The following is a 14,654-nucleotide window of genomic DNA, read 5'->3' as shown; positions in this document are numbered from 1 at the left end:
GATATTGCTTATAGCAGCGGTTAGCCTTTGTGCTGAAACTTTCTCAATCTATTGGCATTAGTTACGACAGTAATCGAGGAAAGTGCCATTGCTGCGCCTGCAAAAACAGGGCTTAGCAAAAATCCGAACAGAGGATACAGCACACCCGCAGCAATAGGGATACCTAGGGTGTTGTAGATAAAGGCACCAAACAGGTTTTGTTTAATGTTGCGTACCGTCGCGCGCGATAGCGAGATGGCATAGCTGACACGCTCTGGATTGCTGTTGAGTAGCGTCATAGGAGCGCTCTCTATCGCGACATCACTGCCAGTGCCCATTGCAATGCCCACATCGGCTAGCGCAAGTGCCGGTGCATCGTTAATGCCATCGCCTACCATAGCAACATGTTGATAGCGGCCTTTTAGTGAGGCAATGTGCGCGGCTTTCTCGTCCGGCAGTACCTCAGAAATGACTTCATCTATGCCTAGCTGCTTACCAATGACACCAGCAACATGCTGGTTGTCGCCAGTAAGCATAATAGTGTGAATGCCTTGTGCTTTTAGAGAGCTAATGGCACTCGCAGCATCGACTTTTATCCCGTCGGCAATGGCAATTAAGGCGACGGCTTGACCCTCAATAGCAACAACGATTGGCGTATGGGCTTGATTGGCGGCTTGAGCAAGCGGGACTTCGAGCGCCTCTAGGTCTATGCCCAGTGCTTTTATGTGATTGATTGAGGCAATGACGATCCGCTTACCATCAACGATGCCTTGCACGCCTTTCCCTTTGAGATTCTCAAACTGCTCTGGTTCAAGGGGATGAGCGTCATTCCAATAGTCGATGACCGCTTTAGCGAGCGGATGCTCCGAGCGTTTTTCAAGCGGAACGACCCACTTAGCCAATTCGGCTTCACTGATACCGACAGGATGAACAGCCTGCACTTTTGGCTGCCCAAGCGTCAAGGTACCGGTTTTATCAAATACCACAGCGTTGACTTTACTGAGTTTTTGAAGCGCATCCGCATCTTTAATTAATATGCCTGCTTGGGCGGCTTTACCAATACCGACAGTGATGGATAGCGGTGTCGCTAACCCAAGCGCACATGGGCAGGCGATAATGAGTACAGTGGTGGTCACCACAAGCATGTAGCTTGCCTTCGGCTCTGGCCCGATGAAAAACCAGAGCAAGGCAGAAAACAGTGCAATCGCAACGACAACGGGAACGAACACCGCAGAAATAGAGTCCGCAAGCTTGGCGATAGCCGGTTTGCTACTTTGAGCGTCTCGCACTAAATGAATGATTCGCGAAAGCATGGTGTTGGCGCCAATTCCAGTCGCTTTGATGACCAAGCTGCCATCGGTATTCACGGTGCCTGCGGAAACACTATCCTTAATGCCTTTTGAAACCGCAATGGGCTCACCGGTTAACATCGACTCATCCAGATAGCTGTGGCCCTCAATGACTTCTCCATCAACGGGCACCTTCTCCCCTGGCTTAATGCGCAGCAACATCCCTAGCTGGATGTCACAGACTGGAAGCGTGACGTCTTGGCCATCGACAATCGCTGTCGCGACTTGAGGCTGCAAGTTCATCAATGCCTGCAACGATTGATTGGTTTTCGCTTTCGCTTTCGCTTCAATAAAATGACCAAGCGAGATCAAACCGATAATCATCGCGCTCGCTTCAAAATAGACATGGCGTGATGCCTCTGGAAACCAAGATGGCATGATCACAACGAGCATGGAGTACAGCCAGGCAGCTCCCGTACCAAGGGCGACGAGTGTATCCATAGTCGCGCGTTTGTGTCTAAGGGCTTGGTAAGCATTGGCATAAAAGGCACGGCCAGCGGTCGCGAGAAGCCACAGACACAGCAAGCCAACAACGCCCCAAGCAAGCTGATCCGTTGAGTTTTGTATCGTCATGCTGCCACCGAGTACACCCCACAGCATAAGAGGTGCGCCCATGGCCAATGCCCAAATCGTATTACGCTTTTGCAGTGCTTGATGTTGTTGTAGTGCCTGCTGCTGTTTTTGCTGTGTTGAGGCTAAGTCTTCAACGACCTCACCTTGATAGCCTGCCTTTTTGACGGCTTGAAGCAGAGGTTGTTCTATTTCAGAATTAGCTAAGCTAGTAAGTACTAATGCGCTTTGCTCTGCAAGGTTAACGCGCGCTTTGTCGACGCCCGCGACCGATTGCAGCGCTTTTTCGACCGACGAAACGCAGCTTGCACATGTCATCCCTTGAATAAGCAGTTGAATGCTGGAACCAGGCTGAGAAGAAGCCGCTGAGCTGGTGGCTGATGCCTTAACTGAATCGACAGGCTTATTTTCGGTCGTAGTTTCTGTCGTATGGCTTAGCTCATTTCTCGCGGTGTCGAGTTGCGGAGCATCGCTCAATACGGCTTGGAAGCCACTTGCTCAATGGCGTCTTGGATGAGTTTAACATCAAGATTGGATTCAATAGTAAGTGACTGCTTACTTAGTGCAATGATATTGCTTGAATCAAGCGTTTCAAGTTGAGCCTGAAGCTTGGCGACGCATTTGCCACAGTTAAGGCCTGAGAGCTCAAAATACCGTACGGGTTTGGCCTCAAAGCCTAGGTCGGCGATAGGCTGGATAATGTCATCGATATTGGCGGCCGTCTCGACCGTTAAAGTGTGCTTATCGAGCTGTTTGATTTCAATATCAATCGATGACTGCTCCAATGCATTGCGAACTTTTTTTACGCAACCCATACAGGATAAGCCTGATAAATTGAGCGTATAAGTGACCATAACCAACCTCAATACTTGTGTACTAATGCTAAACATAAACCTTCCCTCAAGGGTAAGGTCAAGTGGTTTCATCTCATTTAGGTATAGAGATTGTAGAATTAGTGTAAGGTGATAAAATAGCGCCCAAAATTTGCAACGCACGATGACAAGCATTGTGCGACGTTGACAACAAGGTACTTTCGATGACGGTTAAAACACGTTTTGCTCCAAGCCCAACTGGCTATCTTCACGTCGGTGGTGCGCGTACTGCACTTTACTCTTGGTTATTTGCTAAAAACCAAGGCGGTGAATTCGTTCTACGTATTGAAGATACGGATCTTGAGCGTAACTCTCAGGAAGCGGTAGATGCGATCCTTGAAGGCATGCAGTGGATGGGACTTGAGTGGGACGAAGGTCCGTACTACCAGTCGAAGCGTTTTGATCGTTACAACGAAATGGTCGACAAGCTACTTGCAGAAGACAAAGCTTACAAGTGCTACGCACCAAAAGAACTACTTGAAGAGATCCGTGCTGAGCAAGAAGCAAATAAAGAGATCCCTCGTTACGATGCAAACCACCCGAAAATCGTTGCTGCAAACGCAGCGGCTAAAGAGGGTGACCCATGTGTGATTCGTTTCCGCAACCCGAAAGAGGGCAGCGTAGTATTTGATGATCAAATCCGTGGTCGTATCGAGATTGCTAACAGCCAAATGGATGATCTTATCATCCGTCGTACTGATGGTGCGCCGACCTACAACTTCGTGGTTGTGGTCGATGACTGGGATATGGGCATCACTCACGTGGTTCGTGGTGAAGATCACATCAACAACACGCCACGTCAAATCAACATCTATGAAGCTCTAGGTGCGCCAGTTCCGACTTTTGCTCACTGTGCAATGATCCTAGGTGATGATGGTGCTAAGTTGTCAAAGCGCCATGGTGCCGTGTCTGTTATGCAATATCGTGATGAAGGCTACCTGCCTAATGCACTTAACAACTACTTGGTGCGTCTAGGCTGGTCTCACGGTGACCAAGAGATCTTCTCTCAAGAAGAGATGATTAACTTGTTCTCACTAAACGCCATCTCTAAGTCAGCATCAGCGTTCAACACAGACAAGCTAAACTGGCTGAACAACCACTACATCAAGACATCTGAACCTGAGTACGTGGCTAAGCACCTGCAGTGGCACCTAGATGAGCAGAAGCTAAACACAGAAAATGGCCCTGCAATCACAGACGTGATCAAGCTTGTAGGTGAGCGTTGTAATACGCTTGTTGAGCTTGCAGAGCAGATCCGTTACTTCTACGAAGATTTCTCTGAGTTTGAAGCGGGTGCAGCGAAGAAGCACCTACGTGGTGTTGCTAAGCAGCCACTAGAAGCTGCGCTTGCTAAAGTAGAAGCGCTAGAAGAGTGGACAACGGCAAACATTAAAGAGCAAGTGATTGCTGCCGTTTGCGAAGAGCTAGAAATCGGCATGGGTAAAATCGGTATGCCACTTCGCGTAGCAGTGACGGGTGGTGGTCAATCACCTTCAGTGGATGCTGTTATGGAGCTTGTTGGCAAAGAGCGCGTGATTGCTCGCATTAAGATGGCGCTAGAGTTTATCGCTGAGCGTGAAGCAAACGCTTAATTGCCACGCAATGAATGTTGAAAAGCCGCGACTTAGGTTGCGGCTTTTTTGTGTCCTCAGAGCGAGGAAAATTGATAATAAAAAAGCGACCCTAGAGTCGCTTTCTGTATTCAACGTGCGTGCACGTCTCTATTTGGAGATGTAATCGCGAATAGAGGCTTCGATACCAGCAGCATCAAGGCCAAGTTCTGCGTGTAGCTCATCTTGAGTACCTTGTGCGATAAACTTGTCAGGAAGGCCAAGGTTAAGCACTGGCTTCATCAGCTTCTCACTCATCATAAACTCAATCACGCCCGCGCCAGCACCGCCAGCGATAGCGTTTTCTTCGAGAGTGACGATTACATCATGATTGTCACAGAGCTCACGGATAAGCGCCTCATCGAGAGGTTTAACAAATCGCATGTCAGCCACGGTAGCATTGAGATTGTCCGCAGCAACCAAAGCGCTGTCCAAGAAGGTACCGAAGGACAAAATCGCTACTTTTTCACCTTCGCGAACAATACGGCCTTTGCCAATCTCTAAAGCGGTGAACTCAGATTCTGGCGAAGTACCATTGCCGCTGCCACGAGGATAGCGAACGGCGCTAGGACCTGTGTGCATGTGACCGGTGTAGAGCATCTGGCGACACTCGTTCTCATCGCTCGGCGCCATGATCACCATGTTTGGAATGCAGCGCATAAAGCTCAGATCAAACGCACCTTGGTGAGTCTGACCATCCGCACCAACAAGACCAGCACGGTCGATGGCGAACATGACTGGTAGATCCATGATGGCCACATCGTGGATAAGTTGATCGTATCCACGCTGTAGGAAGGTCGAGTAAATCGCGACGATGGGCTTATTGCCAGCGATCGCCATACCGGTAGCGAGAGTGACTGCATGCTGCTCAGCGATAGCGACATCGAAGTACTGCTCAGGGTACTCTTTAGAGAAGCGAACCATACCAGAGCCTTCACGCATTGCTGGCGTAATAGCCATTAGTGAAGGATCTTGCGCCGCCATATCACATAAGAAATCGCCAAAGATTTTCGAGTATGTTGGTTTGCTTGAGCTGCTTTTCGGTAAGCTTGAGTGCGACGGGTCGAATTTAGGCACGCCGTGATAACCAATAGGGTCTTTCTCAGCCGGCTCATAGCCTTTACCTTTCTTAGTCATGATGTGCAGGAACTGAGGGCCTTTAAGCTCACGCATGTTTTTCAGCGTTTTGACCAGTTCATTCACGTCGTGACCATCAACAGGGCCGATGTAGTTGAAGCCAAGCTCTTCAAACAAGGTTCCAGGAACAATCATCCCTTTGAGGTGTTCTTCGGTGCGCTTGACCAATTCTTTGATTGGTGGCAGGCCAGACAGCGCTTTTTTACCGCCTTCACGGATAGAGGTGTACAGGCTTCCAGATAGCACTTGAGCTAGGTGGTTGTTCAGTGCACCAACGTTTTCCGAAATCGACATTTCGTTGTCGTTTAGGATAACGAGCATATCAGGGTGCACATCACCAGCATGGTTAAGCGCTTCAAACGCCATACCCGCAGTGATGGCGCCATCACCAATCACACTAACGACTTTGCGATCTTTACCTTCTTTGGCGGCAGAAATCGCCATGCCAAGTCCAGCACTGATAGACGTCGAAGAGTGACCAACAGAGAGTGTGTCGTACTCACTTTCTTCACGCCACGGGAAAGGGTGAAGACCATCTTTTTGACGGATAGTAGAAAGCTGCTCACGACGACCGGTTAAAATCTTATGTGGGTAGGCTTGATGGCTACATCCCAAATAAGCTGGTCGAAGGGCGTATTGTAGACGTAGTGCAGGGCTACGGTGAGTTCCACCGTGCCAAGTCCGGAAGCCAAGTGTCCACTAGACTGGCTCACTGAATTTAGCAAATACGTCCTTAGCTCCTCACACAGCTTAGGTAAAGATTCCTTCGGCATTAGGCGAAGTTCTTCTGGCGTGTTTGCTAATGTCAGTGTCGGATACTTTGAAATATCAAGTGTCATAGTTATTTAGCGCTTTAATATAGTCTAGTTGTTGCGCTCGATGACATATCGGGCGAAGTCTTCGAGTAGTTGCGTATTGTAGGGTATCGCTTGCAAAGCACAAAGTGCTTCTTCAAAAAGCTGTGTGGCTTTTTGCTGAGCCCCTTCCAGCCCCAACAATGCTGGATAGGTACTCTTGTTAAGTTCGACATCAGAGCCCTGTGGTTTTCCGAGGGTTTCGGTATCACCGACAATGTCCAAAATGTCATCTTGAACCTGGAACGCCAGGCCAATCGCTTCAGCGTAGGTTTCAAGCTGTGGCAAATATTCGCGACCTTTTTCACCCGCTGCTAAGGCGCCAAGTTGTACCGCGCATTTTATTAGCGCGCCTGTTTTGTGGCGATGGATTCGCTCAAGCTCATCGAGTGTCACTTGGCGGTTCTCAGCGTCGAGATCCAATGCCTGTCCGATGCACATACCCGCCGCGCCAGAAGCGCAAGCAAGCTCTTTTACCATAGTAATACGTTGTGATTCGGCAAATGGCGCCAAAGCCCTTCTGATAATATTGTGAAGGCCAGGGTTTGCAGAGCATCGCCGGTCAAAATTGCGGTGGCCTCATCAAACTCAATATGGCAAGTGGCTTTGCCACGGCGCAATTCATCATCGTCCATAGCTGGCAGGTCGTCATGAACGAGAGAGTAGGCGTGAATACACTCAATCGCAGCCGCTGGAGTGTCGAGCTGCTCTTCACTGCAACCAAAGATAGAGCCGGTGGCGTAGACTAAAAACGGTCTCGCACGCTTACCACCCAAAAGTAGGGCGTAGCGCATCGCTTCAATCAGTCGCTGCTGCTGAAAGGGATAGCTATCCAACCAGGCATCCAGTTGCTGGTTGTTACGGGTTTGATAAGACTTCAAAGTCTCAATCATGGGGATACTCACTTTTGACATTATTCTGACGGCTGAGCAAAGTCTTGAAGGTCGGCGTCATCATCTTTAGCTAATAAGATGCTCACTTTTTGTTCCGCTTCGGTCAGCTTTTGCTGTCCAGCTCTCGCTAGGGCGATACCACGCTCGAACTTCTTCAACGCGTCATCCAGTGCCAGATCGCCGTTTTCCAGTTGTTCTACGAGTGTATCGAGCTCGTCTACTGTCGCTTCGAACGACATGTTCTCAGGTTTCTTAGTCGCCATAACGTACTTATTTTTTATGAAATGATCGAACGTTACATGAGCGGCTAGCGATGGTCAAACTTATGGTGCGAAAAATGCTGTTAAGACCCGCTGTGCGGATTTTGATTGCTAAAAAAAACGTCAATATTACCCGCTAAGCCGTGATCTTCTCTGTAGAAAACGAATGGGAGCGGAGGAGTTCTGACAGTTTGCGACGCAATTTTGTGATTTTGTGGTCATAAATCGCTTAAAGATATGGTCACTTGGTCGATAACCTAAAAGTAACGAGATAGACTCGGGCTGCTTTTCGGTTCGTCTGAGTGGCTAAGATGTCAAATTTTCTATGGAGTGTTGAGTGGATTTAGCAACGCTGATAGGCCTCATTGGTGGGGTCGCTTCGATAATTATTGCGATGGTGCTCGGTGGTAGCATCATGACTTACTATGATACGACGTCGGTATTTATCGTTATCGGGGGATCGACGTTTGTCGTCTTGATGAAATTCACGCTAGGACAGTTCTTTGGCGCCGCCAAAATCGCCAGTAAAGCGTTTATGTTCAAAACCGATGAGCCAGAAGATTTGATCGCTAAGATTGTTGAAATGGCTGATGCGGCACGTAAAGGTGGCTTCCTCGCGCTTGAGGAAATGGACATTCAAAACAGCTTCATGCAAAAGGGCATTGACCTTCTCGTCGATGGCATGATGCTGAAGTGGTGCGCAATGCGATGCAAAAAGACATCGCCCTGACGGATGAGCGCCATGAAAAAGGTGCCGCGGTGTTTAGAGCTTACGGGGATGTCGCGCCCGCAATGGGCATGATTGGTACCTTGGTCGGCTTGGTTGCCATGCTTTCGAATATGGATGACCCTAAATCCATCGGTCCTGCAATGGCGATCGCACTACTCACTACGCTTTACGGTGCGATGCTTGCGAACATGTTGTTCTTCCCAATTGCCGATAAACTCACCCTGCGTAGAGAACAAGAAAACCTCAATCGTCGTCTAATAATGGATGGTGTGTTGGCCATTCAAGATGGTCAGAACCCTCGTGTTATTGATGGCTATCTTAAAAATTACATCAATGAAAACAAGCGCGCGTTCGATCTCGATGGCGAGTAGCGTTTCCGTAATGATTGATAACGGGATTAAGTGATGGAAGAGAAAGGCAAATGTAAGTGTCCACCTCCTGGCGCTCCCGCTTGGATGGCGACCTTCTCTGATCTCATGTCGCTGTTGATGTGCTTTTTCGTTCTGCTTCTGTCATTTTCAGAAATGGACGTACTGAAGTTTAAGCAGATCGCAGGCTCGATGAAGTTTGCTTTTGGTGTTCAAAACCGCCTTGAGGTCAAAGATATCCCTAAGGGCACCAGTATTATTGCTCAAGAGTTCAGGCCAGGCCGCCCAGAACCGACGCCGATTGATGTGATCATGCAGCAAACTATTGATATCACTCAGCAGACGTTAGAGTTTCAAGAAGGAGATTCGGATAGAGCGGGTGGCAATCAGCGCGATGATGGTAAGATCACCGGAGGCCAAACTGCTGACCGTACACAGAAGAACCAGATCGGTACTGCGTCTTCAGACAGTGAGCAGCAGAACGAAGATCTTGAAGAATTGGAGCAAGTGATTAAGCAAGCACTGCAACAAGAGATTAATCAAGGTGCGGTCGAAGTGGAAAACCTAGGGCAGCAGCTTGTTATTCGTATTCAAGAGAAAGGGGCATTCCCTGAAGATTCTGCGTTCTTACAGCCTAAGTTTAGGCCGCTGGTAAGGCAGGTTGCCGATCTTGTGAAAGATATTCCTGGCCAGGTTCGTGTCTCCGGGCATACCGATAATCTTCCACTCGATTCTGAGCTCTATCGCTCAAGCTGGGATCTCTCTTCGCAGCGCGCCGTGTCGGTTGCGCAAGAGATGGAAAAGGTGAAAGGTTTCTCTCATCTCAGACTCAGAGTCATTGGTGTCGCCGATACAGAGCCACTAGGACCGAATGATACCGAGCGACAAAGGCTCGAAATCGCCGGGTTGAAATCAGTATCATGCAAGGTGAGCCGGTGTACACCGATGAGGTATCGGCTGATGGCAACTAATGGTTAAGTGATTGCCATGACGTCTAAAAACGCCAGAGCTTTGCTCTGGCGTTTCCGTTTTTTTACCCTAGAGTAACGCCCTTTGTTTGAATTGGGTGGATTGCTCGCATCTTATAAAGGTTGCGGGTATACTTGCGCCCCTAATGAACAATCGCTCAGTGACTTCTCATAGTTTGCACTCTGAGTTGAGCGAATTTGTACTACAGTTGATATGTGTTTCCCCATACTGTCGCGCTTAGACAGCATTGCAACGAGATGTGAAAAGACTATGAGATTTATCGTAAAGCCCCATCCAGAGATTTTTGTAAAAAGCGATTCAGTGCGTAAGCGCTTTACAAGGATCCTTGAGTGCAACCTGCGAATCATTATCCAGCGCCGTACGGAATCGGTGGCGGTGTTTAACCGTCGTGATCACATTGAAGTGAGTGCAAGTTCAGACCAATATCACAAAGAGGTATTGGAGATCCTGACTCAAACCCCAGGTATCCACCACGTGCTTGAAGTTCAGCAATCTGATTTTGCTGACATGCACGATATCTATGAGCAAGTTCTTGAGCTTAATGGCAAAAATATCGAAGGCAAAACCTTTGTGGTACGTGCGAAGCGTCGTGGTAAGCATGACTTTACCTCGATTGAGCTCGAGCGTTACGTAGGCGGTGGTCTTAATCAAGCAGTTGAAAGTGCCAGTGTTAAACTGTCTAAGCCTGATGTGACTGTGAATATCGAAGTCGCGAACGACAAGCTTAACCAAGTTATCGCACGTCACAAAGGCCTGGGCGGCTTCCCGCTAGGGACTCAAGAGGATGTATTGAGTCTTATCTCCGGTGGTTTTGATTCGGGCGTGTCCAGTTACCTGCACATTAAGCGTGGTTCAAAAACGCATTACTGCTTTTTCAATCTTGGCGGCCCTGCGCACGAGATCGGCGTAAAGCAAGTGGCTCACTTCCTTTGGAACAAATACGGCTCGTCAGCGAAGGTGAAGTTCCTCTCTGTAGACTTCGAACCGGTTGTTGCTGAGATCCTTGAGAAAGTGGAAGACGGCCAAATGGGCGTTATCCTCAAACGTATGTTTATGCGTGCTGGTGGTATGCTTGCTGAGAAGTTCGGTATTGAGGCACTAGTAACAGGTGAAGCGCTGGGTCAGGTTTCTAGCCAAACATTGACTAACCTTCGCCACATCGATGGCGTGACAGATACGTTGATTCTTCGTCCTCTTATCAACTGGGATAAAGAAGACATCATCGATCTTGCGCGTGAAATCGGTACCGAAGACTTCGCTAAGACCATGCCTGAATACTGTGGTGTGATCTCCCGCAAACCAACGGTTAAAGCCGTTAAAGCGAAGCTTGAAGCGGAAGAAGAGAAATTTGATTTCGCGGTTCTTGAACAAGTGGTGCGCGATGCTCGTATGATGGATATCCGTGATATCGAGAAAGAGAGCCAAGAGCAGGCGCCGGAGGTTGAGCAAGTGGAATCGGTTGAAAACGATGCAATTGTACTAGACATTCGCAGTGCAGAAGAGGAAGAAGCAAGCCCATTAGAGCTTGATAACGTAGAAGTGAAACATCTGCCATTCTTCAAACTAGGCACTAAGTTTGGCGACCTCGACCAATCGAAAACGTACCTGTTGTACTGTGATCGTGGCGTAATGAGCCGTTTGCAAGCCTTGTACTTGCAAGAGCAAGGTTTCAGCAACGTGAAAGTGTACCGCCCATAGGGAGTACACACCTCGCTCAATCGACGAGTTTAATAAGAAAACGCCAAGCGATCTGCTTGGCTTTTTTTGTTTGAGCGTTTAAAAATCCGCGGGTGCAAAAAAGCCAGTCAACAGACTGGCTTTACAATTTACACTCACGTAGAGGTTAGGCGCTGGTCTTAGTGACGTCAACGTACAGTTTTAACTTCTGACCTGGCTTAAGGTATTTGTTTTTCTGCAGACTGTTCCATTTCACCACATCATTGGTGCGCACTTTAAATTTGTGGGCAATGCCGCTAATGGTGTCACCGTTGCGCACTGAATAGAAGATGGTGCGAATGATAGCGCCATCGCTAGCACTCTTCCAAATCACCAGCTCTTGACCGACACGCAATGTGTCTCTTGGCCCCATGCCATTCCATTTTGCTAATGATTGGTGTGACACCTTGTTGGCTTTCGCAATCGACCACAAGCTATCACCACTTTCTACCTTATGGGTGACTTTGTAGTTACCACGAGAAGTCGATTGAGTTTTTGCTAGGCGATTAGCCGCACTTAGGCTGTAAGTGGCGTCGTCCTTGGTTGACGTTGGAACCAACAGATACTGACCTGCACGAATGTTATTGTTGCTTAGACCATTCGCATTACGAATTACCTTAGTCGTAGTTTGGTGGCGCTGAGCAATAACACTGAGCGAATCACCCGATTTTACCTTGTAGCGTACTAGGCGCATACCTTTACCACGGTTTTTCTCTAGCTCAACGCGGAATTTGTCAACGCTATCGATAGGCAGCAGTAGGGTTTGTGGGCCGTTTGGCGCTGTTGCCCATTGGTTGTATGCCGGATTGTAGCTCTGTAGCTCCTTGACAGAAATGCCGGCGTACTTAGCCGCAATCGCGAGATCAAGCTGTTCATTTGGCTCAACCAATTCAAGAACGGGTTGGTTTGGGATCGCAGGGATATCAACGCCGTATTTCTCAGCGTTGGCGAGAATATCAGCTAAAGCCAACAGTTTCGGCACGTAGCCACTGGTCTCTTTGGGTAAATCTAGAGAGAAGAAGTCGATAGGTTTACCGGCATTGCGATTTTTTCGAATCGCGCTAGAGACTCGGCCGCCGCCACTGTTATAGGCCGCAATGGCATGATTCCAGTTGCCGTCAAAGCGTCGGTTAAGCTGCGTTAAGTAATCGAGCGCGGCATGGGTCGATAGCGTCACATCACGGCGACCATCAAACCAATAGGTTTGATCTAGGCCGAACGCTTTACCAGTGGCTGGAACAAACTGCCATAAACCCGCCGCGCTGCCGTGTGAATAGGCAAATGCATCAAACGAGCTCTCTACGATGGGAAGTAGTGCCAGTTCAAGCGGCAAGTCACGCGCTTCGATCTCTTCAGTAATGAGGTATAAAAACGGTTTCGCGCGCTGCGAGACTGTTTTTAGGTGATTAGGGTGCTTGATGTACCACTTGCGATAGTAATCGACTTTCGCATTATCCGGGATCTCCATCTCCAACTGCATCGCGATACGCTTCCAAACGTCCTCTTGTTGTTGAGGCGTGAGTGCTTTCGGTGCAGGTTTTACTTCAGGAGTGGTAACGGAAACGGGCTTTGTTGTTTTAGTTGTCGCTGTTTCTGCAGGAGAGTTGGTTGGCTCTGTTGTGGTGCTGCTTGTATCTGGCTGAGTCATTTGACAACCAGCCAGCAACAGGGCAAATGCCCAACTGTATTTCTTATGCATTGTGTTTGCTACAACCTCTTACTTGAACGGCTGAGCATAATACTAATAGGCGTTGGGCCAAACAAGCAGCAAAACGTTAAAATTCGTTCTTCCACTCACGTAATGCGGTAAAAGTGGCTAAGGGATCATTATTCGCACTGCGATTTGCAACCGAGTTCACAACTTCGGTTTGCGTAGTGCGTAAGAACGGGTTGATGCGTTTTTCCACGGCAATCGATGTAGGTAAAGTCGGAAGTCCTTTGGCTCTTTTCTGATTCGCGTCATCGCGATATTGGTGCAGAAACTCATTGTGTGGCTCAACGGCGAGGGCAAACGCGAGGTTACTTAGCGTGTATTCGTGCGTGCAGTACACTTCAGTTTCTTCCGGGAGTAGCGTGAGCTTTTGCAGTGAGTTGAACATTTGCTCGGGCGTGCCTTCAAAAATGCGGCCGCAACCGGCAGAGAACAAAACATCACCGCAAAACAGCTTACCATCACCCACAAAGCCAATGTGGTCGAGAGTATGTCCAGGCAAATTCAGTACCAGAAACTCCTCGTGGAAAAGGTTTATGCGGTGACCTTCGGCTACCCTATGGGTTAGGTGTTCAGTAGAAGAGTGTTCAGGACCAATGACACTGATAGAAGGATATTTCTCAATCAGCTTGGCGATACCGCCGGTATGATCCCAATGATGGTGGGTCACAAGAATCGTCACAAGCTCAAGTTCGTTTTGCTCTAGGTAGTTAATTACCGGCTCAGCATCGCCTGGATCGACAACAGCACACAAGTTTTGGTTATTTTGAATAAGCCAGATGTAATTGTCATTAAATGCAGGTATGCTTTTGATATGTAACATTGTTGTTTCTCCAGTTCGGTTTGGGAGATTGCCCGAATATGAAACCAGCTCGCAGCAAGAAAAAAGTAGACCATCCTCATTCCTGGGATGAACTCGCCAATGGGCAATGGGTATCGGAATCGATTCAAACGCGCCTTGACGAGTGGTGTCCGAAGTTATTTGGTTACCACTTACTTAAATTAGGTGGTTTAAGCTGCGAGTTAACCAGCTGCAATTGCAATATTCAGCATCAAGTCAATCTTGATGTTAAAAACCCTCTTCACAATGTTATCGCTGACCGCTATGAATTGCCATTTTTAGAAAAGAGTTTTGATGCGATAGTGATGTCGCATCAACTTGAGTATGCAGAAGATCCCCATCGTTTACTGCGCGAAGTTGATCGGGTGATGATGGATGATGGCTATTTGATTTTGACCGGGTTCAATCCCATGAGCTTTACGGGATTGGCAAGCCTGATGCCTTGGCGTAAAAACAATTTTCCGTGGAGTGGTCGAATGTTCACTCCAGGTCGCATCAAAGATTGGCTCGGGGTACTCAATTACCAAGTCGTATATGCCGATACTTATGCCCTGTTTCCAATGAAACGTTATCGCACCATGTGGACTTGGCTAGAGAGCAGTATGGGGGATTGGGCATCGCCAATGGGCAGTTTGTATTTTATCGTCGCGAGAAAGCGTACTTATCCGCTAAAACCGATCAAGCCCCACTGGCGCCTGAAAAAGAAACTGACGCCCGCAAGCGTCAGTTATCGAACTGCAGATAAACAGCAGTCCGGCGATTGTCGTTAGCTAG

General features: G+C 48.3%; 7 protein-coding genes and 4 pseudogenes. 5 read left to right on the top strand and 6 right to left on the bottom strand.

Going from position 1 to position 14,654, the window contains the following annotated elements; genetic code table 11:
• Positions 1-20 precede the first annotated feature (20 nt).
• Positions 21-2,752: pseudogene (locus TZ48_RS21415) on the bottom strand (heavy metal translocating P-type ATPase).
• Between the two features lie 182 nt (positions 2,753-2,934).
• Between TZ48_RS21415 and gltX the strand changes: the two are divergent.
• Complete coding sequence (gltX, locus tag TZ48_RS21410) at positions 2,935-4,362, top strand: glutamate--tRNA ligase (RefSeq protein ID WP_112480619.1); 1,428 nt, start codon at positions 2,935-2,937, stop codon at positions 4,360-4,362.
• A gap of 129 nt (positions 4,363-4,491) precedes the next feature.
• On the opposite strand, the pseudogene dxs reads toward gltX, so the two are convergent.
• From dxs to xseB, 3 genes and pseudogenes are all read right to left on the bottom strand, one after another.
• Positions 4,492-6,356: pseudogene (dxs, locus tag TZ48_RS21405) on the bottom strand (1-deoxy-D-xylulose-5-phosphate synthase).
• A 24-nt stretch (positions 6,357-6,380) separates the two neighbouring features.
• Positions 6,381-7,264, bottom strand: a pseudogene (gene ispA / locus TZ48_RS21400) ((2E,6E)-farnesyl diphosphate synthase).
• A gap of 20 nt (positions 7,265-7,284) precedes the next feature.
• Positions 7,285-7,527 (bottom strand): exodeoxyribonuclease VII small subunit, encoded by a 243-nt coding sequence (xseB, locus tag TZ48_RS21395; protein WP_042496747.1) that lies wholly within the window; start codon positions 7,525-7,527, stop codon positions 7,285-7,287.
• 334 nt (positions 7,528-7,861) lie between these two features.
• On the opposite strand from xseB, the pseudogene pomA reads away from it, so the two are divergent.
• From pomA to thiI, 3 genes and pseudogenes are all read left to right on the top strand, one after another.
• Positions 7,862-8,625, top strand: a pseudogene (pomA, locus tag TZ48_RS21390) (flagellar motor protein PomA).
• Positions 8,626-8,658: 33 nt separating this feature from the next.
• Complete coding sequence (locus tag TZ48_RS21385) at positions 8,659-9,600, top strand: flagellar motor protein MotB (protein WP_420822976.1); 942 nt, start codon at positions 8,659-8,661, stop codon at positions 9,598-9,600.
• A gap of 261 nt (positions 9,601-9,861) precedes the next feature.
• A complete protein-coding gene (gene thiI, locus TZ48_RS21380; RefSeq protein WP_112480617.1) occupies positions 9,862-11,310 on the top strand; it encodes a tRNA uracil 4-sulfurtransferase ThiI in 1,449 nt (482 codons plus the stop codon).
• 145 nt (positions 11,311-11,455) lie between these two features.
• Here the strand turns inward: thiI and TZ48_RS21375 are convergent, their stop codons facing one another.
• Positions 11,456-13,027, bottom strand: coding sequence for a lytic transglycosylase (locus TZ48_RS21375; protein ID WP_112480616.1), 1,572 nt, complete (start codon positions 13,025-13,027; stop codon positions 11,456-11,458).
• Positions 13,028-13,103: 76 nt separating this feature from the next.
• Complete coding sequence (gene gloB / locus TZ48_RS21370; protein WP_112480614.1) at positions 13,104-13,862, bottom strand: hydroxyacylglutathione hydrolase; 759 nt, start codon at positions 13,860-13,862, stop codon at positions 13,104-13,106.
• Between the two features lie 38 nt (positions 13,863-13,900).
• Here gloB and TZ48_RS21365 point away from each other — a divergent pair, with 38 nt between their 5' ends.
• On the top strand, positions 13,901-14,650 hold the full coding sequence (locus tag TZ48_RS21365) for a class I SAM-dependent methyltransferase (RefSeq protein ID WP_112480612.1): 750 nt from the start codon (positions 13,901-13,903) through the stop codon (positions 14,648-14,650).
• Positions 14,651-14,654 lie beyond the last annotated feature (4 nt).

The organism is Vibrio variabilis (assembly GCF_003263785.1).
Lineage (GTDB): Bacteria > Pseudomonadota > Gammaproteobacteria > Enterobacterales > Vibrionaceae > Vibrio > Vibrio variabilis.
Note: the sequence above shows the minus strand (reverse complement) of the source record. Positions and strands in the feature narration are given on the sequence as shown.

Coding starts and splice junctions, on each gene's coding strand:
- gltX (WP_112480619.1), top strand. CDS start 2,935: ATGACGGTTAAAACACGTTTTGCTCCAAGCCCAACTGGCTATCTTCAC.
- xseB (WP_042496747.1), bottom strand. CDS start 7,527: ATGGCGACTAAGAAACCTGAGAACATGTCGTTCGAAGCGACAGTAGAC.
- TZ48_RS21385 (WP_420822976.1), top strand. CDS start 8,659: ATGGAAGAGAAAGGCAAATGTAAGTGTCCACCTCCTGGCGCTCCCGCT.
- thiI (WP_112480617.1), top strand. CDS start 9,862: ATGAGATTTATCGTAAAGCCCCATCCAGAGATTTTTGTAAAAAGCGAT.
- TZ48_RS21375 (WP_112480616.1), bottom strand. CDS start 13,027: ATGCATAAGAAATACAGTTGGGCATTTGCCCTGTTGCTGGCTGGTTGT.
- gloB (WP_112480614.1), bottom strand. CDS start 13,862: ATGTTACATATCAAAAGCATACCTGCATTTAATGACAATTACATCTGG.
- TZ48_RS21365 (WP_112480612.1), top strand. CDS start 13,901: ATGAAACCAGCTCGCAGCAAGAAAAAAGTAGACCATCCTCATTCCTGG.